This is a genomic window from Cupriavidus sp. 94F1 (assembly GCF_057798875.1).
Genome location: NZ_JBYOJT010000003.1, coordinates 642,743 through 663,363 on the forward strand (window position 1 = coordinate 642,743; position 20,621 = coordinate 663,363).

16 protein-coding genes are annotated in these 20,621 nt (G+C 68.6%); 2 read left to right on the forward strand and 14 right to left on the reverse strand.

The window, feature by feature from the left end:
* Positions 1–80 precede the first annotated feature (80 nt).
* Positions 81–1,391, reverse strand: coding sequence for an MFS transporter (locus tag AC3FJ6_RS10695; protein ID WP_092602366.1), 1,311 nt, complete (start codon positions 1,389–1,391; stop codon positions 81–83).
* 169 nt (positions 1,392–1,560) lie between these two features.
* Positions 1,561–1,848 carry a hypothetical protein gene (locus AC3FJ6_RS10700; RefSeq protein ID WP_488771870.1) on the reverse strand — a complete coding sequence of 96 codons (288 nt, stop codon included), beginning with the start codon at positions 1,846–1,848 and terminating at the stop codon, positions 1,561–1,563.
* A gap of 285 nt (positions 1,849–2,133) precedes the next feature.
* On the opposite strand from AC3FJ6_RS10700, the gene AC3FJ6_RS10705 reads away from it, so the two are divergent.
* Positions 2,134–3,024 carry a DODA-type extradiol aromatic ring-opening family dioxygenase gene (locus tag AC3FJ6_RS10705; protein WP_488771815.1) on the forward strand — a complete coding sequence of 297 codons (891 nt, stop codon included), beginning with the start codon at positions 2,134–2,136 and terminating at the stop codon, positions 3,022–3,024.
* Between the two features lie 38 nt (positions 3,025–3,062).
* Here AC3FJ6_RS10705 and AC3FJ6_RS10710 read toward each other — a convergent pair whose 3' ends face one another.
* From AC3FJ6_RS10710 to AC3FJ6_RS10735, 6 genes are all read right to left on the reverse strand, one after another.
* Positions 3,063–4,178 (reverse strand): MFS transporter, encoded by a 1,116-nt coding sequence (locus AC3FJ6_RS10710; protein WP_488771871.1) that lies wholly within the window; start codon positions 4,176–4,178, stop codon positions 3,063–3,065.
* A gap of 165 nt (positions 4,179–4,343) precedes the next feature.
* The gene (locus AC3FJ6_RS10715; protein WP_488771816.1) at positions 4,344–5,597 is read right to left on the reverse strand and encodes an MFS transporter; all 1,254 of its coding nucleotides are present in this window, start codon (positions 5,595–5,597) and stop codon (positions 4,344–4,346) included.
* Positions 5,598–5,709: 112 nt separating this feature from the next.
* The gene (locus AC3FJ6_RS10720; RefSeq protein ID WP_488771817.1) at positions 5,710–6,132 is read right to left on the reverse strand and encodes a VOC family protein; all 423 of its coding nucleotides are present in this window, start codon (positions 6,130–6,132) and stop codon (positions 5,710–5,712) included.
* Positions 6,133–6,154: 22 nt separating this feature from the next.
* Positions 6,155–6,505 (reverse strand): GFA family protein, encoded by a 351-nt coding sequence (locus tag AC3FJ6_RS10725; RefSeq protein ID WP_400395201.1) that lies wholly within the window; start codon positions 6,503–6,505, stop codon positions 6,155–6,157.
* Between the two features lie 35 nt (positions 6,506–6,540).
* Positions 6,541–6,960 carry a GNAT family acetyltransferase gene (locus AC3FJ6_RS10730; protein WP_488771818.1) on the reverse strand — a complete coding sequence of 140 codons (420 nt, stop codon included), beginning with the start codon at positions 6,958–6,960 and terminating at the stop codon, positions 6,541–6,543.
* 126 nt (positions 6,961–7,086) lie between these two features.
* Positions 7,087–10,680, reverse strand: coding sequence for an indolepyruvate ferredoxin oxidoreductase family protein (locus AC3FJ6_RS10735; RefSeq protein ID WP_488771819.1), 3,594 nt, complete (start codon positions 10,678–10,680; stop codon positions 7,087–7,089).
* A gap of 323 nt (positions 10,681–11,003) precedes the next feature.
* Here AC3FJ6_RS10735 and AC3FJ6_RS10740 point away from each other — a divergent pair, with 323 nt between their 5' ends.
* Positions 11,004–12,347 carry an NYN domain-containing protein gene (locus AC3FJ6_RS10740; protein WP_488771820.1) on the forward strand — a complete coding sequence of 448 codons (1,344 nt, stop codon included), beginning with the start codon at positions 11,004–11,006 and terminating at the stop codon, positions 12,345–12,347.
* Positions 12,348–12,386: 39 nt separating this feature from the next.
* Here the strand turns inward: AC3FJ6_RS10740 and gspF are convergent, their stop codons facing one another.
* From gspF to gspL, 6 genes are read right to left on the reverse strand one after another with little or no spacing between them, the layout of a single operon-like run.
* Positions 12,387–13,604: a type II secretion system inner membrane protein GspF gene (gene gspF / locus AC3FJ6_RS10745; RefSeq protein ID WP_488771821.1), complete on the reverse strand. Its 1,218-nt coding sequence runs from the start codon at positions 13,602–13,604 to the stop codon at positions 12,387–12,389.
* A 15-nt stretch (positions 13,605–13,619) separates the two neighbouring features.
* The gene (gene gspE / locus AC3FJ6_RS10750) at positions 13,620–15,158 is read right to left on the reverse strand and encodes a type II secretion system ATPase GspE (RefSeq protein WP_488771822.1); all 1,539 of its coding nucleotides are present in this window, start codon (positions 15,156–15,158) and stop codon (positions 13,620–13,622) included.
* 11 nt (positions 15,159–15,169) lie between these two features.
* Positions 15,170–17,605 (reverse strand): type II secretion system secretin GspD, encoded by a 2,436-nt coding sequence (gene gspD / locus AC3FJ6_RS10755; protein ID WP_488771823.1) that lies wholly within the window; start codon positions 17,603–17,605, stop codon positions 15,170–15,172.
* A 28-nt stretch (positions 17,606–17,633) separates the two neighbouring features.
* A complete protein-coding gene (locus AC3FJ6_RS10760; protein WP_488771824.1) occupies positions 17,634–18,440 on the reverse strand; it encodes a type II secretion system protein N in 807 nt (268 codons plus the stop codon).
* Positions 18,440–19,042, reverse strand: a complete 603-nt coding sequence (locus AC3FJ6_RS10765; protein ID WP_488771825.1) for a type II secretion system protein M — start codon at positions 19,040–19,042, stop codon at positions 18,440–18,442. The genes AC3FJ6_RS10760 and AC3FJ6_RS10765 overlap by 1 nt, the downstream gene beginning before the upstream one ends.
* A complete protein-coding gene (gspL, locus tag AC3FJ6_RS10770) occupies positions 19,039–20,613 on the reverse strand; it encodes a type II secretion system protein GspL (protein WP_488771826.1) in 1,575 nt (524 codons plus the stop codon). The genes AC3FJ6_RS10765 and gspL overlap by 4 nt, the downstream gene beginning before the upstream one ends.
* Between the last annotated feature and the right edge of the window lie 8 nt (positions 20,614–20,621).

The window sequence follows — 20,621 nt, forward strand, 5'->3', positions numbered from 1 at the left end:
AACTGACAAACGGCGGCGCATCGCGGGCGAAAAAAAGCCAACCCGGAGGTTGGCTTCCTTGCGGCGGGGAAACTGCCGGGTCAGGCCAGCTTCTTGCCCGTACGGTCGTGCATGAATGCCAGAGCAACCAGGCTGATGGCCGCGGCGGCAATCACGTAGTACGCCGGGGCCAGCTTGTTGTGGGTGGACTCGATCAGCCACGTCACGATCAGCGGGGCGAAGCCGCCGAAGATCGTCACGGCGAAGTTGTAGGCCAGCGACAGGCCGGTGGAGCGCACTTCGGTCGGGAACTGCTCGGCCAGCACGGCCGGCGCGGGGCCCGTGAAGGCGGCCAGCAGGATGCCCAGCACGATCTGCACCTGCAGCAGCGTGGCGGTGGTCGGCGACACGTTGAGCCAGTGGAACAGCGGGTAGGCCAGCACCAGGATGGCCAGCGCCACCACGCTCAGCATGCGCTTGCGGCCCACGCGGTCGGACAGCATGCCCATCAGCGGGCACAGCACCAGGATGATGGCGCCGCAGATGGCGGTGGACTGGAACGTCGCACCCAGCGGCAGACCCAGCTGCTGCTTCGCGTACGACGGCATGTAGAACACCAGCACATAGGTGCAGACCGTCCACAGGATAGTCACGCCCAGGCCGGCCAGCACTTCGCGCGGATGGTCGCGCAGTACCTGCGACAGCGGCGAGAACTTCACATTGTTGGCGCGACGCTCCGCCTGGCGCTGCTCGAACTCGGGCGGCTCTTCCAGGTGCGACCGGATGTACATGCCCACCGGGCCGATCAGCAGGCCAAACAGGAACGGGATGCGCCAGCCCCACGCGTCGATCTGGGCCTGGTCCAGGCCGTTGGTGACCAGCGCGCCCATGGCGGCGCCCAGCATGAACGAAATGCCCTGGCTGGCCTGCTGCCAGCTGGCGTAGGCGCCGCGCTCCTCGTCGGGCGCATGCTCGATCAGGAACGCCGTGGCGCCGCCCACTTCGCCGCCGGCCGAGAAGCCCTGGATCAGGCGGGCCAGCACGATCAGCGCCGGTGCCCAGAGGCCGATCGATGCATAGGTGGGGGCCAGGCCGATGATGGCCGTACCCAGCGCCATCAGCAGGATGGTCAGCGTCAGCGCGGCCTTGCGGCCCACGCGGTCGGCGTAGACGCCCAGCACGATGGCGCCCACCGGGCGCATGAAGAAGCCCACGCCGAACGTGGCCACGGTCAGCAGGAACGATGTCAGGTCGTTGCCGGTGGGGAAGAACAGCTTGGCGATGATGACCGCGAAGAAGCTGTAGACGGTGAAATCGAACCATTCCAGGCCATTGCCGATGGTGGCGGCGATGATCGCGCGCCGTCGGGTGGCTTTGGACAGGTCGTTGGCGGATGCTGCAGTAACGGACATAAGGCTGGCTACAACGATGAAGGAACCGGTGGATGCCCCCGCCAGTGTGCCCCGGCGGTGACGCAAGCCAGCATCTTAAGCGATTCCTTACATCGATTTGTCATACGGATGTTCCGACAAAGGTTGTCGATGCATCACCTGTTGCCCAGGCTCCCGAACCGCGACGGCCCTAGCCGGCGCCGTGCCCATGATGGTTGGGCGTGTGGGGCGTCTGGGTGGGCGCGGTCAGGTTGAGCGGGGTCATGTCGCGGGCCGGCAACGGGCGCTTGCGCGTGAACCACAGCCAGGCGGCGCTCGAGAGCCAGCCAATGACGAAGACGGTGTCGCCGGCATGGTTGAGCAGGGCCGGCGCCAGCGGCGTGCCGAACACGTCGGCCAGCATCTCGGCCGGCAGGCGCGCGACGATCCAGAGCAGCACGGCCGGGCCGCTGCCGTAAACGCCGGGCTGCCACCACAGCGCGTGGGGCAGGGCGTGCAGGGGATCGAAACGCTTTGACACGGGCTTTCTCCGGCGGATGCGTGAGCCGCATCTCTGGAGCACATCATAGGCCGATTCGTGCTACGGCCGCTGTCGGTGTTTGGGGAAACCGCGCGGGGTGTGTGCGGTATCCAACGCCCAGCATGCACGGGGCGCCGGACCTTCAAGTTTTTTGCAGGACTTGTCCGCAAAAGCCATGTGTCACGGCGTGACATCTTTGCCAGACTGCATCCATTGGATACCTCCGCTTACCGGCCCGACGCCATGACTACCCTCTTGCCCGCCATCTATGTGTCACACGGATCGCCGATGCTGGCGATCGATCCCGGCCCCACCGGCGCCGCGTTCGACGCGCTTGGCGTGCGCCTGCGCGCGTTGAAACCGAAGGCCGTGCTGGTGATTTCCGCCCACTGGATCTACAGCACGCTGGCCGTCAGCACGCGCGCGCGCCAGGAAGCCTGGCACGACTTCGGCGGTTTTCCGCGCGAGCTGTACGCGCTGCGCTACGACGCCCCGGGATCGCCCGACCTGGCCGCGCGCGTGAAATCGCTGATCGAGGCCGCCGCCATTCCGGGCGCCGGATTCGTGGCGGAAGACGAGGAACGTCCCCTCGACCACGGCGCCTGGATGCCGCTGCGCCATTTTTTCCCCGATGCCGATGTGCCGGTGGTGCAGCTGGCCTTCAACCCATACCTGAGCCCGGCGACCCAGATCGAGATCGGCCGCGCGCTGGCGCCGCTGCGCGCCGAAGGCGTGCTGGTGATCGGATCGGGCAGCTTCACCCATAACCTGCAGGAAGTGTTTGGCGGCGGCGCCCGCAAGGCGCAGCATGGCCCGGAGACCGAGCCCTATGTGGACGCCTTCCGTGACTGGATGGCCGATGCGCTGAACGATGCGCTGGCCACCGGCGACGTGAGCCGGATTGCCGACTACCGCACCCAGGCGCCATTTGCGCGCCGGGCCCATCCGACCGACGAGCACCTGCTGCCGTTCTACGTGACGCTGGGTGCGGCCATCGGCCCGGACGCGACGGCAGGCAAGGACGCCAGCGTGGCCCGTGTGGCCGACGAAGTCACGTACGGCGTGCTGGCCATGGACACCTTCGTGTTCGACGGCATCGGCACCGGCCACGCACCGCTGCCCAAGGCGGCCTGATGGCTGCCTGATCCCGGCCGGGCCGGCGCTGGCGCCGGTCAGGTCGTCAGATAGCGCCGCACCGACCGCGCGCCGAACAGCGCGATATAGCCCATCGTCAGCGCCACCACGGCGATGCCGATGCGCAGGCTGGCCAGGTGCGCCACGCCGCCGATCATCACGGGGCCCAGCAGCAGGCCTACGTAGGCAAAGCGCGCCACGCGAGCGATGGCTTCGGCAGCGGTCACGCCGGGCAGGCGCGACGCCGCCACGAAGAAGATCGGCACCATGTTGGCGGCGCCCAGGCCCATCAGGCTGAAGCCGATCAGCGCGGCCAGCGGCCAGGGCACGGCAATGGCCAGTGCGATACCGGCAAAGCCCAGCCAGGCGCTGCCGGTCAGCGTGCGGGCATCGCCAAAACGGGCCCGCAGGCGGTCGCCGCCGAAGCGGCCGCAGGCCATGCCGCCCGAAAAGGCCGCGTAGCCGAAACTGATCCATGCCAGCGGCGCCTCGGTGACCTCGCGCATGTAGACCGTGGTCCAGTCGTACATCGCCCCTTCGCCCACCAGCCCCAGAAACGCCATCAGGCCCAGCAGCCACAGGCCGCGCGTGGCGTGGTCCTTGTGATGCTCGGCCGTGGGCAGCACCGGATGGTCGGCCAGCAGCCCGCGATGCGTGCCCAGCGCCACGGCCGCCGTCATGGCCGCGATCAGCGCCGTGTGCAGCAGCGGCGGCACCTGCAGGCTCAGCATCAGCCCGCCGAATGCGGCGCCGATCATGCCGCCCAGGCTGAACATGCCGTGCAGCGCCGACATCACGGGCCGCGTGCTGCGGCTGGCCTCCACGGTGGCGGCCTGCGCGTTCATCCCGACATCGAACATCGCATTGGCCATGCCGAATACCAGCAGGGCGGGCAGCAGCAGCGCAAAGCTGGGCATGGTCAGGATCATCAGCGTCATGCAGGCAAACGCGACACCGCCCAGCATCGACGCCCGGGCGCTGCCCATCTTGCCCACCCAGCGGCCCACCGGCCCCATCACCAGGATCGCCCCGCCGGCCACGGCCAGCATGGCCAGCGACAGCATGGCGTCGGACAGCCCGAAGCGGGCCTTGATGGTGGGAATGTGGACCCCCCAGGTGGCAAACGTGGCGCCATTGGCAAAGAACAGCGCCATGGTGCCGCGCGTGGCGCGCGAGACGGCCGACGGGGACGGGGCTGGAACGGAGACGGAGGGCGAAGACGTTTCGATCGAATAATCAGACATCAGGAATCTGGACAACGGGGTACGGCCGGGTACGGCCGGGACAATGAGGCACGGCGAGGCACGGATCGGAAACACTCAGGCCGGCGCGGCGCCAGGCCGCAGCAGGCCGCGCTGGTGCAGGGCGAAGGCAAATGCGGCCAGGGCACCGATGGCCAGCGCCACCATGACCCACAGCATCAGCCAGTAGCCGCCGGCCACGCGCCAGAGCAGGGCGCCAATCCACGGCGCGGCGGCTTGCATCAGCAACACCGGGGTCATCATCAGCCCGTTCAGCGTTGCATAGTGATGACGCGAGATCAACTCGGGCATGGCCATCGCGCGCAGCATGGTGTTGACGCCGTTGGCGCATCCATAGCACACCGCCGCCACCATCAGCCAGTAGCCGTCGCCGAGCGTCAGGCACAGCAGGCCCAGGCTCATGACGATATACACCGGCATCGACAGCCGCACCGGGTGATCGATGGGCAACCGCGCCATGGCCAGACGGCCCGCCACCTGGGCCGGCCCGATCAGCGCCGCCACGACCAGTTGCTGGCCCACCGGCAGGCCCTTTTCGGTCAGCATCGGAATCAGGTGGGCGCCCAGCAGCGACGCGATCACGGCGGTGGCCGTGAAGGCCAGTACCACGGCCCAGAAGACGGGCTGGCGCAGCGTGGTGCGCGTGATGCTGGGCGACGCGGCGGCCAGCGGGGTGCTGGTGTGTGCGCCGGTATGGGAATAGCTGGGGTGCACCGCGTAGCGCAGCCGGGCGTGCAGCGGCGCGCAGACAAACAGGTTCAGCGCCGCGAAGATGACCAGCGTCTCGCGCCAGCCCAGATGCAGCACCAGCCACTGCCCGATCGGAATGAAGATGGTGCTGGCAAAGCCGGCGAACAGCGTCACCTGGACGATCGGCTTCTGGTAGCCATCGCCGAACGCCTGCCGCAGTACCACGAAGGCCGGTTCGTAGAGTGTGGATGCCATGGCCAGCCCCAGCGGCAGCCACATCAGCAGGAACAGCGCCGGCGACGGGCACCAGGCCCACAGCAGCAGCCCGATGGCGGCCAGCACCGACCCGATGCCCATCACCTTGCGCGCCGGCACGCGGTCGAGCAGGCGGCCCACCGCGAACGAGCACATCGCCCACACCAGCAGTCCCAGCGAGAAACCGCCGGCCAGGAACGGCTTGCCGTAGTCCAGCGAGTCGTTCATCGGGCCGATGAAGACGGTGAACGTGAAGTACAGCGTGCCCCAGCTGATGATCTCGGTGATGCCGAGGGTCCAGACGATCTGGCGAGGCGATAGCTGGGCCGAGGCTGCGGTGGAATCGGGGGCGGCGGAAGCAGTCATGGCGCGCCCGGCGCGATTGTGGGGGCGCCGGTGGCGGTGCGGTCAGTGGAGCGGAAATTGTATCGGCGCAGCCACGGGTGAGGGAAGGCGCACGCCGGGGGGTATCAAGCGGTCAGCCGCCAGAACCGGCGCCGTCCGGCGGGCCCTTCAGTTCGACCGTGTTGCCGTCGGGGTCCTTCACGTAGATCGACGGACCCTCGCCTTCGGCGCCATAACGGCGTTGCACCGGACTGGCATCGACATTATGAATACTCAGATGCTGAAAAACCCAATCGGCATCGAACGGGTCGATACTCAGGCAGAAATGGTCGAGATTGCGGCCTTCCGTACCCGGCCCTGCGCCGCCGGCCTGGCCGATGGGCCCGTCCAGCGACACCAGGTCGATCAGGCTGCCGCCGGCCCGCAACTGGGTGAGGCCGAAGGCGGGCTGTTCCTTTTCCACCGAGCAGCCCAGCACATCGACATAGAAACGCACCAGCCGCGCGACGTCGGCGGTGCGCAACACCAGGTGGTCGATACCCCGGATCGCGAACATGGCGCGTCAGTCCCGTGCGTGGCTACTTGTGCAGCCCGTCGTACTCGATCACCTTGAGGCTGGCCAGGTCCACGCCGTCCAGGCAGCGCGCGTTCACGGCGGCGGTGGGATTGCCCTGCGGGTCGGTGGCCTCGGAGTATGGCCCGACGCCGCAGGTGGGGCAGAAGCGGTGGGCGATCTTCATCGTGTTGAAGCGGTAGGTCGACGCGTTCGCGTCGGGCGTCTTCAGCCGGAAGTTCGCCTTGGGCACGAACCAGAGCAGGTGGCCGCGCCGGCGGCACATCGTGCAGTTGCATTGCAGTACCTGCGTGAGCTCGCCGTCGGCCTCGAAGGCGACGCGGCCGCAGTGGCAGCTTCCCTGATACGTGGTCATGGTGTCTCCGGTTTGCCGTGTCTGGCTATTGACGGTCACTGGTCCGGGATCAGCCGCTTGCCCAGACTGACCGCCGCATCGCGGCCATAGCCGAGCCGGTCGTAGAACGCCAGCACGGCGTCGTTGGTCTCGCGCACCAGCAGGTTGATCTTCGGGCAGCCGCGCTCGATCAGCAGGGCCTCGGCGTGCGCCATCAGCATACGCCCGTAGCCGCGGCCCTGGAACTCGGGATGCACGGCCAGGTAGTAGACCCAGCCGCGGTGGCCGTCGTAGCCGATCATCGCCGTGGCCACCAGTTGGCCGTCCACTTCGCCCACGCGGAACAGCTCGGGCTGGGTGGTCAGCTTGCGCGCGATGTCCTTGTGCGGATCGTTCCACGGCCGGGTCAGGCCGCAGGCTTTCCACAGGCCGACAACGGCGGTTTCATCGGCGGGGCGGTAGGGGCGGAGTTGCATGGGTCGGCTGGGAGTCATACGGGTTCCCAGTGTAGCCATGACCGATCGGTTGTTGAAAGGGCCGCCCTCTCCCCCGGCCCCTCTCCCGCCTCGGCGGGAGAGGGGACCAGGCTGCCCGACGATCGATTACGCCGCCTGCTGCCCTGCCTGCGGATCGCGGAACAGCTTCAGCAGGCGCTCCCACTTGCCGCGCGCGGCCTTGAGGTTGTTGTCCTTCACGTGGCCGAAGCCGCGGATGTCGTCGGGCACGTTGGCCAGCTCCACGGCGGTGCCGTGGTTGGCGGCCGTGAGGCCCTTCGACAGCTCGTCCAGCAGCGCGCGGTATTCGCCGATCAGCGCGCGTTCGGTGCGGCGTTCCTCGGTCTTGCCGAAGATGTCGAGCGCACCGCCGCGCAGGCCCTTGAGCTTGGCCAGGATGCGGAACAGCGTCATGGTCGACGGGCCGAAGCGGCGCTTGACCAGGTTGCCCTTGTCGTCGCGCTTGGCCGTGGTCGGCGGCGCCAGCCAGAAATTCAGCTGGTAGTCGCGGCCCGGTTCGCCTTCGAACTGCGCGCGCAGCTTGTCGAGGAAGATCGGGTCGGTGTACAGCCGCGCCACCTCGTACTCGTCCTTGTAGGCCATCAGCTTGGCCAGGTTGCGCGCCGCCGCCTCGGTCAGCGGCAGGGGCTTGCCGGCGCCCACCAGCGTGCTTTCGGCCGCGCGCACGCGGTTCACGACATCCCGATACTGCTCGGCGTAGGCCGCGTTCTGGTACTTCGTCAGCAGTTCCACGCGGTTGGCGATCAGCTTTTCGAGCAGCGCGCCGCTCGACGTCGGCAGCTTCACCACGTCGGCGCCCTCGGTCTGCGTCTTGAGCTTGCCGGCCAGCGACAGCACGCGGTCCGGGTCGTGGGCCATATGGCGGCCCCAGTCAAAGGCGGCCTTGTTCTTGTCGACCGACACGCCGTTCAGCTCGATGGCGCGCTCCAGGGCCTCGAGCGTCAGCGGAATCCAGCCCTTCTGCCACGCGTAGCCCAGCACCAGCGGGTTGGTGTAGATCGTGTCGCCCAGCAAGGCCACGGCCAGCGCGCTGGCGTTGAGGAAGTCGCACTGCTCGCCCACGGCGTTGCGGATATCCTGCTCCGCCGAGAGGCCCGGGAACTGCCACTTCGGGTCCTTGATGAATGCGGCGGTCGGGGTTTGCGCGGTGTTCACCACGGCGCGCGTGCGGCCCGACTGCGTTTTCGAGATGACCTCGTCGGTGGCCGACACGATGGCATCGCAGCCGATCACCAGGTCGGCCTCGCCCATGGCGATGCGCGTGGCATGCAGGTCGTCCGGCCTGGCCGCGATCTGCACGTGCGACAGCACCGCGCCACCCTTTTGCGCCAGGCCCGCCATGTCCAGCACGGTCACGCCCTTGCTTTCCAGATGTGCCGCCATCCCCAGCAGGCCGCCGATCGTCACCACGCCCGTGCCGCCCACGCCCGTCACCAGGATGCCGTATGCGCGTCGGATCTGCGGCAGCGCCGGCAGCGGCAGGTCGGGCAGGCCGCTCATCGACACGCCACTGGCCTTGGGCTTGCGCACCTGCGCGCCTTCGGCGGTGACAAAGCTCGGGCAGAAGCCGTTCACGCACGAGAAGTCCTTGTTGCACGACGACTGGTTGATCTGGCGCTTGGTGCCCAGTTCGGTTTCCAGCGGCTCCACGGACAGGCAGTTCGACTTAACCGAGCAGTCGCCGCAGCCTTCGCAGACGGCGTCGTTGATGAACGCACGGCGTGCCGGGTCGGGGAAGGTGCCGCGCTTGCGGCGGCGGCGCTTCTCGGTGGCGCAGGTCTGGTCGTAGATCAGGATGGTGCAGCCGGGCACCTCGCGCAGTTCGCGCTGGATCGTGTCGAGCTGTTCGCGCGGATGCACGGTCAGCCCTTCGGGCAGCTTGATCGCACTGTTGTACTTCTCGGGCTGGTCCGTGACGATGACGATCTTCTTCGCGCCTTCGGCGGCCACCTGGAACGCGATGTCCTGCACCGACAGCTGGCCGTCCACCGGCTGGCCGCCGGTCATGGCCACGGCGTCGTTGTAGAGGATCTTGTAGGTGATGTTCACGCCGGCCGCGATCGATGCACGGATCGCCAGCAGGCCCGAATGGAAGTAGGTGCCGTCGCCCAGGTTGGCAAATACGTGCTGGTCGCCGGCAAACGGCGCCTGGCCGATCCAGGCCACGCCCTCGCCGCCCATCTGGCTGAAGGTGCTGGTGTTGCGGTCCATCCAGACCGTCATGTAGTGGCAGCCGATGCCGGCCAGCGCGCGCGAGCCCTCGGGCACGTTGGTCGACGTGTTGTGCGGGCAGCCCGAGCAGAACCACGGCTTGCGCTCGGCGGTCACGCGCGGCGTGGCCAGCGCACGCTCCTTGGCGTGGATGATGGCCAGCCGCGATTCGATCCGCGCGCGGATATCGGCGGGCAGGTCGAACTTTTCGAGGCGCGTGGCGATGGCCTTGGCGATGATCGCCGGCGACAGTTCATAGTGCGCCGGCAGCAGCCAGTTGTTCTGCGGGATCGACCATTCGCCGCCCGCGTTGTCCTTTTCGTCGAACTTGCCGTAGACCTTGGGGCGCACGTCGTCGCGCCAGTTGTACAGCTCTTCCTTGAGCGCGTACTCCATGATCTGGCGCTTTTCTTCGACCACCAGGATTTCCTGCAGGCCTTCGGCAAACGCACGCGCGCCGTGGGCTTCCAGCGGCCAGACGCAGCCCACCTTGTACAGCCGGATGCCCAGCTGGGCGCAGGTGGCGTCGTCGAGGCCCAGGTCGGACAGCGCCTGGCGCGTGTCGAGGTAGGCCTTGCCCGCGGTCATGATGCCGAAGCGCGCGTGCGGTGAATCGATCTCGATTCGGTCGATCTTGTTGGCCCGCACGTAGGCCAGGCCGGCGTACCACTTGAAGTCCAGCAGCCGGGCTTCCTGCTCCAGCGGCGGATCGGGCCAGCGGATATTGAGCCCGCCCTGCGGCAGGATGAAATCGTCGGGCAGCACGATCTGCACGCGGTGCGGATCAAGTTCGACCGAGGCGGACGATTCCACCACGTCGGTCACGCACTTCATGGCCACCCACAGGCCCGAGTAGCGGCTCATGGCCCATGCGTGCAGGCCGTAGTCCAGGTATTCCTGCACGTTGGATGGGTAGAGCACGGGCAGGCCGCAGGCCTTGAAGATGTGCTCGGACTGGTGCGCCAGCGTCGAGGACTTGGCCGAGTGGTCGTCGCCGGCCAGCACCAGTACGCCACCGTGCTTGCTGGAACCGGCCGAGTTGGCATGCTTGAAGACGTCGCCGGTGCGATCGACGCCGGGGCCCTTGCCGTACCACATGCCGAACACGCCATCGAACTTGGCGTCCGGATACATGTTGACCTGCTGCGAGCCCCAGACCGCCGTGGCGGCCAGGTCTTCGTTCAGCCCGGCCTGGAACACGACGTTGTGCGCCGCCAGGTGCTTCTTGGCCTTCCAGAGCGACTGGTCGAGTGCGCCGAGCGGGGAACCGCGATAGCCGGAAATGAAGCCGGCGGTATTCAGGCCGGCGGCGCGGTCGCGTTCCTGCTGCAGCATCGGCAGACGTACCAGGGCCTGCGTGCCGCTGATGTAGATGCGGCCTCGCTCCAGCGTGTACTTGTCTTCGAGGGAAACGTTTTCGAGCGCGCGGCGGATGGCGTCGCTGACCGGTGGGGTCAGGGGGGCATTCATATGTGCTCCTCTTTGGGGCCCTGCGTGGGGCATGCTGTCGGGATCACCGACACATCATTGATGGGCAGCCGCCCAGGGTCTCTTGTGGAGGCGTCGGGCGGCCGTGTCTCTGCGCGGCATGGTAGCACCGGCGTGCAGGCCGCGGTACCGTGCGATGCAGCATAAAACGCGCCAGACACCCCCGTGCTTTCCCGTATACGCCTATGCTGCACGTGTACACTGCGGTGCATCCAAATGGCGCGCGCGTAAGATCGATGATGTCTGCGCGCCACACGCCGGGGGCGCCGCCATGGTGCAACCCGGCCCCACCAGAAGAACCGAACATGACCAATTCCCCCCGCCAGGGCGCTACCCTGGCCGTGCTGATCGACGCCGACAATGCGGCGCCCGCCATCGTCGAAGGCCTGCTGGCCGAAGTGGCCAAGTACGGCGTGGCCGCCGTCAAGCGTATCTACGGCGACTGGACGCGCCCGAACCTGTCGGGCTGGAAGGACCGCCTGCTGGCCCATTCGATCCAGCCGATCCAGCAGTTCCGCTACACGGTGGGCAAGAACGCCACCGACAGCGCCATGATCATCGACGCCATGGACCTGCTCTACACGGGCCGTTTCGATGGGTTCTGCATCGTGTCGAGCGACAGCGACTTCACCCGCCTGGCGTCGCGCATCCGCGAGCAGGGCCTGACCGTGTACGGCTTCGGCGAGCGCAAGACGCCCAAGCCGTTTGTCACCGCCTGCGACAAGTTCATCTACGCGGACGTGCTGCGCGGCGATGCCGACACGGACGCCGATGCCGACACCGACACCGGCACGGCACCGACGCGCCGCCGCAGTTCGCAGGAGCTGCGGCAGGACTCGCGCCTGGTGCGGCTGCTGCAGAGCGCATCGCAGGCCGTATCGGACGAGGACGGCTGGTCCACGCTCGGCGGCATCGGCAACTACATCGCCAAGCAGGCCCCCGAATTCGATTCGCGCAACTACGGCTACGGCAAGCTGTCGGAGCTGGTTGCCGCCACCAACCTGTTCGAAGTGGAAGCCCGCAACGGCGGCAACAACAAGACGATCTGGGTGCGGCTGAAGAAGCGCGGCAAGGGCGAGGGCGGCCAAGGCGGCCAGCAGGGTGGCCAGGCCCACCAGGGTGGCCAGCCGCAGCAGGCGCAGCCGCAACCCCAGGCCCAGCGCCCGGCCCCGGTGAAGCCGGCACCCGCACCCATTCCCACGCAGACCGTGGCACAGCCGGTCCCCCCGGTGGAAACGCCCGCGCCGGTGGTGGACATGGAAGCCCTTCCTGAACCCGCGCCTGCGCTGTCGGCAGACGACGAGGCAGCCGGCTCGGCCTCGACGCTGATCCCCGAGACCGTGGAAGCCGCCGATGAGATGCCGGCACCGCGCGGCAGGCGTTCCCGGCGTCCGGATGTGACGCTCAGCGAAACGCCATGGCCGATCGATCAGTCGGTATTCGCCGCACCGGGTACGAGGGTCCTGGCGGCGCAGGTGACGGAGGCAGTGCCGGCGGCATCGGCCGAGCCTGCCGCCGATGTCGCCGAGGCATCGGCGCCCGAAGCCGAAACGGAGACCAAGGCACCCGCCAAGCGGAAGCCCGCCGCAAAGAAGGCCGCCCCGCGCAAGCGTGCGCCGGCGAAGAAGGCGGCCAAGGCTGCGGAATAAGCGTTAGCCGGCCCGCAGGGAGCGTGAACGGCTACCGCTTTACCGCACCAGCTGATTGATCTCGATGATCGGCATCAGCACCGCCAGCACGATGAGCAGCACCACCACCCCCATCGTCAGGATCAGCAGCGGCTCCAGCAGGCTGGTCAGGAACAGCGTGCGGCGCTCCAGTTCCTGCCCTTCGCCGGTGGCGGCGCGTTCCAGCATGATGGGCAGGTTGCCCGTGGCTTCACCGGATCGGATCAGGTGCACCAGCACCGGCGGAAACTGGTTCTGCGCGGCCAGCGCGCGGGCCAGCGACGCGCCTTCGCGCACGCGCGTGGTGGCGTCGTCGACGTTGTTCTTGAGCGCCACGTTCGTCAGCGTTTCGCCTGCCGCCTGCAGGCTGCGCAGGATCGGCACCCCGGCCGACACCAGGATGGCCAGCGTGCTGGCAAAGCGCGCGGTGTTGTAGCCGCGAATCAGCTTGCCCACCAGCGGCGCGGTCAGCAGCCAGCGATGCCAAGACAGCTTGATGTCGGGCTGCTTCAGCAGGCTGCGGATGATCGCCGAAATCACCGCGATCACGGCCACCGCGGCCCACCACCAGTTGCGCACGAAATCGGACAGCCACAGCATGATGATGGTCAGCATGGGCAGCTTCTGCTTGGTGTTGGCGAACACGCTGACCACCTGCGGCACCACGTACGACAGCAGGAAGATCACGATGGCGAACGCCACGAACGTGACGATGGCCGGATAGGTGAACGCCAGGCGAATCTTCGACGTCAGCTGGTTGCGCGTCTCGATATAGGTGGCCAGCCGCTCCAGCACCACGCCCAGATGGCCCGAGTGCTCGCCCGCCGACACCAGCGCCCGATAGATGTCCGGGAAGTCCTTGGGATGCTGGGCCAGCGCCACGGACAGCGAACTGCCGCCCATGACCTCGGCCCGGATGCCAGCCAGCAGCTCGTGCACGTACTGGCGCTCGGCCTGGTCAGCCAGCGCGCCCAACGCTTCGTCGAGCGGCAGGCCCGACACGATCAGGCTGGCCAGCTGGCGGGTGAACAGCGCCTGCTCCTGCGTCGACAGTCGCCGCACGAAAAGGGTACTGCTGCTGCGCTGGGCCAGGCCGGCACCGGCCAGCGGATCGACGGTAAGCGGCGTCAGGCCGCGCGCACGCAACTGGGCGCGCGCCTGCTTGGGACTGTCGGCCTCGACGACGCCCCGGTCGGCGCGGCCAGAGGCATCGGCAGCTTCGTAGCGATAGGCAGGCATGCTGCGGTCCCCGGCTTATTCGCGCGTCACGCGCAGCACCTCTTCCAGCGAGGTGGCGCCGCTGTCGATCCAGCGTTGCGCATCGCCGCGCATCGTGTGCATGCCCTTGGCCAGCGCCACCTGCTTGATCTCGGATTCCGGCTGCTGGCGATGGATCATGGTCTGGATCTCGTTGTCGACGGTCAGCAGCTCGTAGACGCCCATCCGGCCCTGGTAGCCCGAATGGCCGCACTTGTCGCAGCCCACCGCGTGCCACACGCGCTGCAGCGGCTTGCCCTGCGCGTGCAGGGCTTCCGACTCCGTCGCCTTGACCTCGATCACTTCCTCGCGCTTGCAGTGCGGGCACAGGCGCCGTACCAGCCGCTGCGCCAGCACGCCAAGCAGCGACGACGACAGCAGGAACGGCTCGATGCCCATGTCCACCAGCCGCGTGACGGCCGATGCCGAATCGTTGGTGTGCAGCGTGGCCAGCACCAGGTGGCCGGTCAGCGAAGCCTGCACCGCGATCTGCGCGGTCTCCAGGTCGCGGATTTCACCGATCATCACCACGTCCGGGTCTTGGCGCAGGATGGCGCGCAGCGCCTTGCCGAACGTCATGTCGATACGCGGGTTGACCTGCGTCTGGCCGATGCCGTCGAGGTCGTACTCGATCGGATCTTCCACGGTCATGATGTTGGTGGTGTGGGAATCGAGCCGCGACAGCGCCGCGTAGAGCGTGGTGGTCTTGCCGGAGCCGGTCGGCCCGGTCACCAGCACGATGCCGTGGGGCTGGCGTACCAGGTGGTCGAAACCGGCCAGCGTTTCGGGTGCCATGCCCAGCCGGGCCAGGTCCAGCCGGCCGGCTTCCTTGTCCAGCAGACGCAGCACCGCGCGCTCGCCGTGGCCCGTGGGCAGCGTCGAGACGCGCACATCTACCGGGCGCCCGCCCACGCGCAGCGTGATGCGGCCGTCCTGGGGCAGGCGTTTCTCGGCAATGTCCAGCTGCGCCATGATCTTGATCCGCGAGATCAGCGCGCCGTGCAGCGCCTTCTTGGGCCGCACCACGTCGCGCAGCGTGCCGTCCACGCGGAAGCGCACCACGGACGACGACTCGAACGGCTCGATGTGGATATCCGATGCCTGCTCGCGCGCGGCCTGGGTCAGCAGCGCGTTGATCATGCGGATGATCGGCGCGTCGTCCTCGGATTCCAGCAGGTCTTCGACGGCGGGAATGTCCTGCATCAGGCGCGACAGATCCACCTCGCCCTCGACCTCGCCCACCACCTGCGCGGCCGAGCCATCCTGGCGGTTGTAGGCATCCGACATCGCCGCGTCCAGCGCCGCCGGCTCCAGCACGCGCAGGTGCAGCGCGCCATGCACGCGCGCCACTTCGGCCAGCGCGGCGGGCGACGTCTGGCGGCTGACCCAGACTTCTAGCCCGTCCGGGCGCTGGTGCGCAATCAGCAGCGGCGCCTCGCGCGAGAACGAATACGGCACGAGCCGCGCCGCCATCGGCGACGGCGGCTCCAGAGGCGCTTCGGCTCCGGCGGCGGTGGCGAGTGTTTCGGTGGCCATGTCGATGATGCTCAGCTCTGCGAGGCCTGACGCGCCGCGAACGACTCGTCGTTGAACGACAGCGGCCGCGGTGTCGCGGACTGGGGCGCCTGTTGCGGCGCTGGTTGCGGCAGCGGTTGCGGCGCCGGCTGCGAACCCGGTTGCGAACCCGGCTGGCCGGGCGTCTGGTCCAGCGGCAGCGGACCCTGCTGCAGGGTGCCGCCGCGCGGATCCACGAACGGCGTGGTCGGCGCGTTGGCCGGCGGCAGCACCGGCGTCACCGCGTCATGCACGATCATGTTAGGCGACACGAAGCCTTGCTGTTGCGTGCGCATGTAGTCGTAGCGGTCCTGCGTCAGGCGGTCGGTGGCGGCCGTCGTACGCATCACATATGGGCGCAGGAACACCAGCAGGTTGGTCTTGGCGCGGTTCTTGTTTTCGTAGCGGAACAGCGAGCCGATCCAGGGGATGTCGCCCAGCAGCGGCACCTTCTGCACGCCGTCGCCGTAGTTGTCCTCGATCAGGCCGCCCAGCACGATGATCTGGCCGTCATCGACCAGCACGTTCGTCTCGATCGAGCGGACGTTGGTGGTCGGGCCCGAGGTGTTGGCGAGCGTGCCGGCGACCACCGACGACGATTCCTGGTAGATCTGCATCTTGACCAGCCCGCCTTCGCTGATCTGCGGGCGCACGCGCAGCGTGATACCGACGTCCTTGCGGTCGAAGGTCTGGAACGGCGTCACCGAGGCGCTGCTGCCGGTCTGCGCATAGGAGCCCGTCGTGATCGGAATGTTCTGGCCGATCAGGATCTTGGCCTCTTCGTTCTCGAGCGTGATCAGGTTCGGCGTGGACAGCAGGTTCACGCTGCCATTGGTGCCCAGTGCCCGCAGCAGCGCGCCAAGGCCCAGGGCCTTGTTCACGACGCCCAGGTTCAGGCCGCCCGCCGTGGGCAGCAACTGCTGGATCGCCGCCAGGCCGGCGGTCTTGTTCTCGCCGTAGAGCACGCCGGCCGCGGTCAGGTTGACGATGTTCTGGCCGCCCGTGCCGAAGTTCGTGCCGGCAAAGCCGGTGACGCTGCCGCCGCTGTTGACCAGGCCCTGCCACTGGATGCCAAGTTCGCTGGCCTGCGTGGACGTCACCTCGACGATCATCGATTCGATGTAGACCTGCGCGCGGCGCGCGTCCAGATCCTCGATCACGCCGCGCAGGTTGCGGTAGACCGGTTCGCTGGCCGTGATGATCAGCGAATTGGTTGACGGATCGGCCTGGATGATGCCGCCCGTGGTGGGCTGCTGGTTCACGGCAAACGACGACGAGAACGCATTCGAGCCGCCGCCCGAGCTGCCAAAGCCCGACGAGCCCGAACCGCTGCGGTTGTAGCCGCTGCTGCTGCCGCCGGTGTACTGGCCGCCCTGCGGCAGCGAGGTGGTCTGCGACGTGGCGCCAGTGGCGCCGGCGATGCCGCCGGCCTGACCGCCCTGCGTCGAACTCGCGAAACTGCTATCCGCCGCGACGATGGCGCGCAGCGTGGCCGCCAGTTTCACCGCATCGGCATTCTTCAGCGGCACCACCCAGATATTGCCGGGGCGCGCATAGGGCTGGTCGATCTTCTCGATCAACTGGCGCGCCTGCTGTACCCGGGCGCGGCTGGTGGCGCGAATAATCAGCGAATTGCTACGTGGCTCGGCAACTACGGTCGTGCGCAGCGACGCATCGCCGGCTGCCGCGCCGCCCCCGGCACCGCCGGCCGCCGATGGGTCGAGCAGCTTCTGCAGCACCACGGCCGCATCGCTGGCCACGGCGTTCTTGAGCGGAACCAGTTCGACTTCGCCCGATGCCGGCGCATCCACGGCCGCGATGATGCGGGCCAGGCGGCGCAGGTTGTCGGCGTAGTCGGTGATCACCAGCGTGTTGTTGGCCGGGTAGGCCGTGATGGTGTTGTTGGGCGCGATCATCGGACGCAGCACCGGCACCAGGTTGTTGGCCGACTCGTAGTTCAGCCGGAACACCTGCGTCACCACCTGGTCACCACGGCCGGCGCCGCCGCCGATCACGGTCGGCGACCCCTGCAGCTTGGCATCGGCCTCGGGCACCACCTTCGTGAAGCCGTTGGATTCCACCATCGCGTAGCCCTGCATGCGCAGGACCGACCCCAGCGTTTCCAGCGCCTGGGCACGCGACACCGGCTGCTCGGTCACCAGGTTCACGGTGCCCTTCACGCGCGGGTCGATCACGAAATTCTTGCCCGTGGCCTGGCCCACCGCCTTCACCACCGATTCGAGATCGGCGTTGACGAAGTTCAACACCACCTGGTCACGGTTGCGTGGCGAGATGTCGTTGGGCTGCGGTACCTGCTGCTGCGGCTGGGCCCACGCCATGGCGGGCGACAGCAGCGACAGGGTGCACAGCAGCGCGGTAGCGCGGGCGCAGACGGTGCGGACGAGGTGGTGGTGTGCTTGCGTTGTCATCATCGGTTTCAGGCCCGGGCTTCGGCGATCAGAAGCGCAGCCTTGTCACGTTGTTTTCTGTTCGTCCCAGCAGGCTCAGCAGGCCCGCCAGCTGGGTGGCCGCCTCGGGGTCGGCATGGGCCGTACCTTCGAAGCGGGACTGCCGGCCGAGCGTGCCGCTGCCCTCCAGATGCAGCGGTCCGGCCGTGGTCTTCAATTGCAGGCGGCCGGCGGCGCCGGCCAGGTCGACTTCCGCGCGATAGCTGCCCAGCGGGCGCAGGCGGCTCACCGCCGCCGACATCTGGTCCAGTTGCAAGGTCAGATGCCCGAATTTCTGGTTGCCGGCAAACTTGCCCTGCAGCGCCGTCCAGTCGATCCGCATCGTGCCGTCCGGCCGCAGCGTGTTGAACGGGGCGCCAATGCCTTCCAGCAGCGACGCCGGCAGGCGGATGCCGCCCGACTGCACAGTCCAGCCGGCGGGCGTCACCGCCACCGCTACCGGCGCGGCCATCGTCATGTCCTGTTCCAGCACCAGGCGCAGCGTGCCGGTCAGCAATGGCCAGAACGCCACGTCCCAGGTCAGCCGGCCCGGCAGCACGGTCGATGTCTGGCTGCCCGCGCCGGCGGACAGCGCCAGCGTGGCGCTGCCGTGCCACAGCGTGCCGGCCGCATCGGCCAGCAGCACGCGGCGTCCGCTTTCCGTGGCAATGCGTTCGGCCATCCACGTGGCGGGCAACGAAGCCGTCACCGTCACCACCACGGTTGCCGCGCCCAGCAGCGCCCAGCGCAGCCATTGCGAGCCGCGCGACGCGCGGACGCGCCGACGGGGCAGGCGCAGGGCCTCGAGCCGCGCCATCAGTTGCGGCCACCGGCACCGGGGCCTTGCAGCGTTGCCGTGACATTGACCAGCGCCGTGGCGCCGACATAGCTGATGCGGGCGTCCGTGACCTTGAGCCGCTGCTGGGCGCGCACATCCTGCAGCCAGCTGGCCACCGCGCCAAAGGCCACCTTGTCCAGCTGGACCTGCACAGCGTTGTCGCCGGTGGCCGCCAGGCGCGTGGCCTTCAGGCCATGCTGCCCGAGGTTGTCCTGCAGCGCCTGGGTCAGCGCATCGCCCCGCAACGACGGCGCCGGGCTGGCTTGCAGGCCGCGCGCTTCCTGCGCCAGGGTTTCCATTTCGGCCAGGTCGGCGCGTTGCGCCGGCAGGTTGCGCATCAGGCGGTCCCGGCCGGTCGCGGCCGGCTCCCACAGCACCAGGTAGCCGAACACCAGCACCAGCACCACCGCGCCACCGCCCAGGATCGCCTGTTCGCGCGGATTGCGGGCGTTCCAGAACGTGTCGAAGCGTTCGCGCCATGCGTCGGGCACGCGCGGGCGCAGCCGGCCGAGGCGGCCAGCGGACGTACCCGTTGCGGCGGTGCCGGCGGCGGGGCGCTTTGCGGATGGACCGAACTTCATGCGCCGGCCCTGCCTTGCGCCGGACTGTCGGCGCGCGCTTCGCTCTTGATCGTCCAGCGCGAGCCGGGCGGGGTCGGGGCGCCGCCCGCACGCACGGCGGCGTCCGGCGGCGTCTTGTCTTCTTCCATCTGCAGGCCTGCTTGCCGCGCCGCACTGCGCAGCGCATTGGTATTGGTGCCCGGCTTGAGCGTGACGTAGAGCGCGCCGGCGCGATAGTCGAGCTGCAACAGCGCATCGGGGGGCAGGCTGTGGGCGGCGCGTGCGAAGCCGTCGGCCAGCGGCAGGAAATCGCTCGGTGTGCTGCGGCCGCTTGCCGTGCGCAGCTGTTCCATCTGGCGGCGCATCAGCAGCGGCGGCTCGGCCACCGGCGGCACGTTCGGAAAGGCGGTATGGAGGATATCGATCTGGGCGGCTTCGATGCGCTTCGACTCCTGACGCAACATCAGCCATTGGGCGTTCATGCCGATGATCTGCACCAGTGCCAGCCCGACGGCCAGCGCCACCGGCAGGCGCCAGGCCAGCACGTTCCAGCGGTCCATCCGGCCCTGCGCGAACTCGAACTGCGCCAGGTCAACCTGCGGATCGCGCAGGCAGGCTTCGGCGCCCGCCAGCCAGATACGCCAGTTTTCGGAAATCCGCGATGCACGTGCGACCGGCCGCTGCGCACGCAGCGCCGGGACCGGCGCGTGGGCCAGTGCGGCAGGGTCGCCGTGCCATACGCCGGCCGGAGCCAGCACCTGCCAGGCGGCCAGGGCCTGGTCATTGAGCAACAGGCCGTAGCCGTCGTAAGGGCCGGTCCGGACCGTCAGCTGCCAGAGTCGGGCAGTGTCGGCGGCGGCCGGCGGCGGCGCGGCGGCGTCCAGCAGCGAGGCCGACTGGGCCAGCGCCGATGTCGCGGCTTCCACCACCAGCGTCGCCGGCTGGGCCGCGTCATCGGCCGTGGCGGGTGCCTCGGGGACAGACGGCTGCGGCGCGGGGGCGGGCGCGGCGTCTCCGGCCATCGCCGGTTCCGGTGTCGCTGTCGGTGCCGGGACATCGACGACATCGACGGGTGCCGGCGCCGGCGCGGTGGCTTCCTCCAGTGGCAGGCACAACTGGGCCGGCAGCACGTTGCGCCGGCGGTGCTTGTGTTCGGTGAACTGGTCGAGCGCGGCGCGCAGCCAGGCGCGGTCGGTGACCATCAACAGGCGACGGCGCGGGCCGCGCGCCGGGGCGGCGGGATCGAGCGCCGGCCCCAGGGCGATATGGCATGGCGCGGCGTCCGTGGCCAGCATGTCTTCCACCAGGTTCGGCAGGGCCAGCCGCAGCCGGGCGGGCGGCAGCGGCGGCACCATGGCTGCCGTGAGCAGCACATCGCTGGCGGCCAGAATCAGGACCAGGCGGTCCGCCGCCGGCATTTCCGCCGCCAGGGCGTGGCCTTCGCGCAACAGCTCGGGCGCCGCCGACAGGCCGCCGGCGCGGCTTTTTTCCGCGGATGCCCGTACCAGCGCAAAAGGCATCGCGCCAAACTGCCACGGTTGCGGCTGGTCATGCGGCCGGTGCGGCAGGCGGACGTAGAGCGTGGTACTCAAGATTTCCC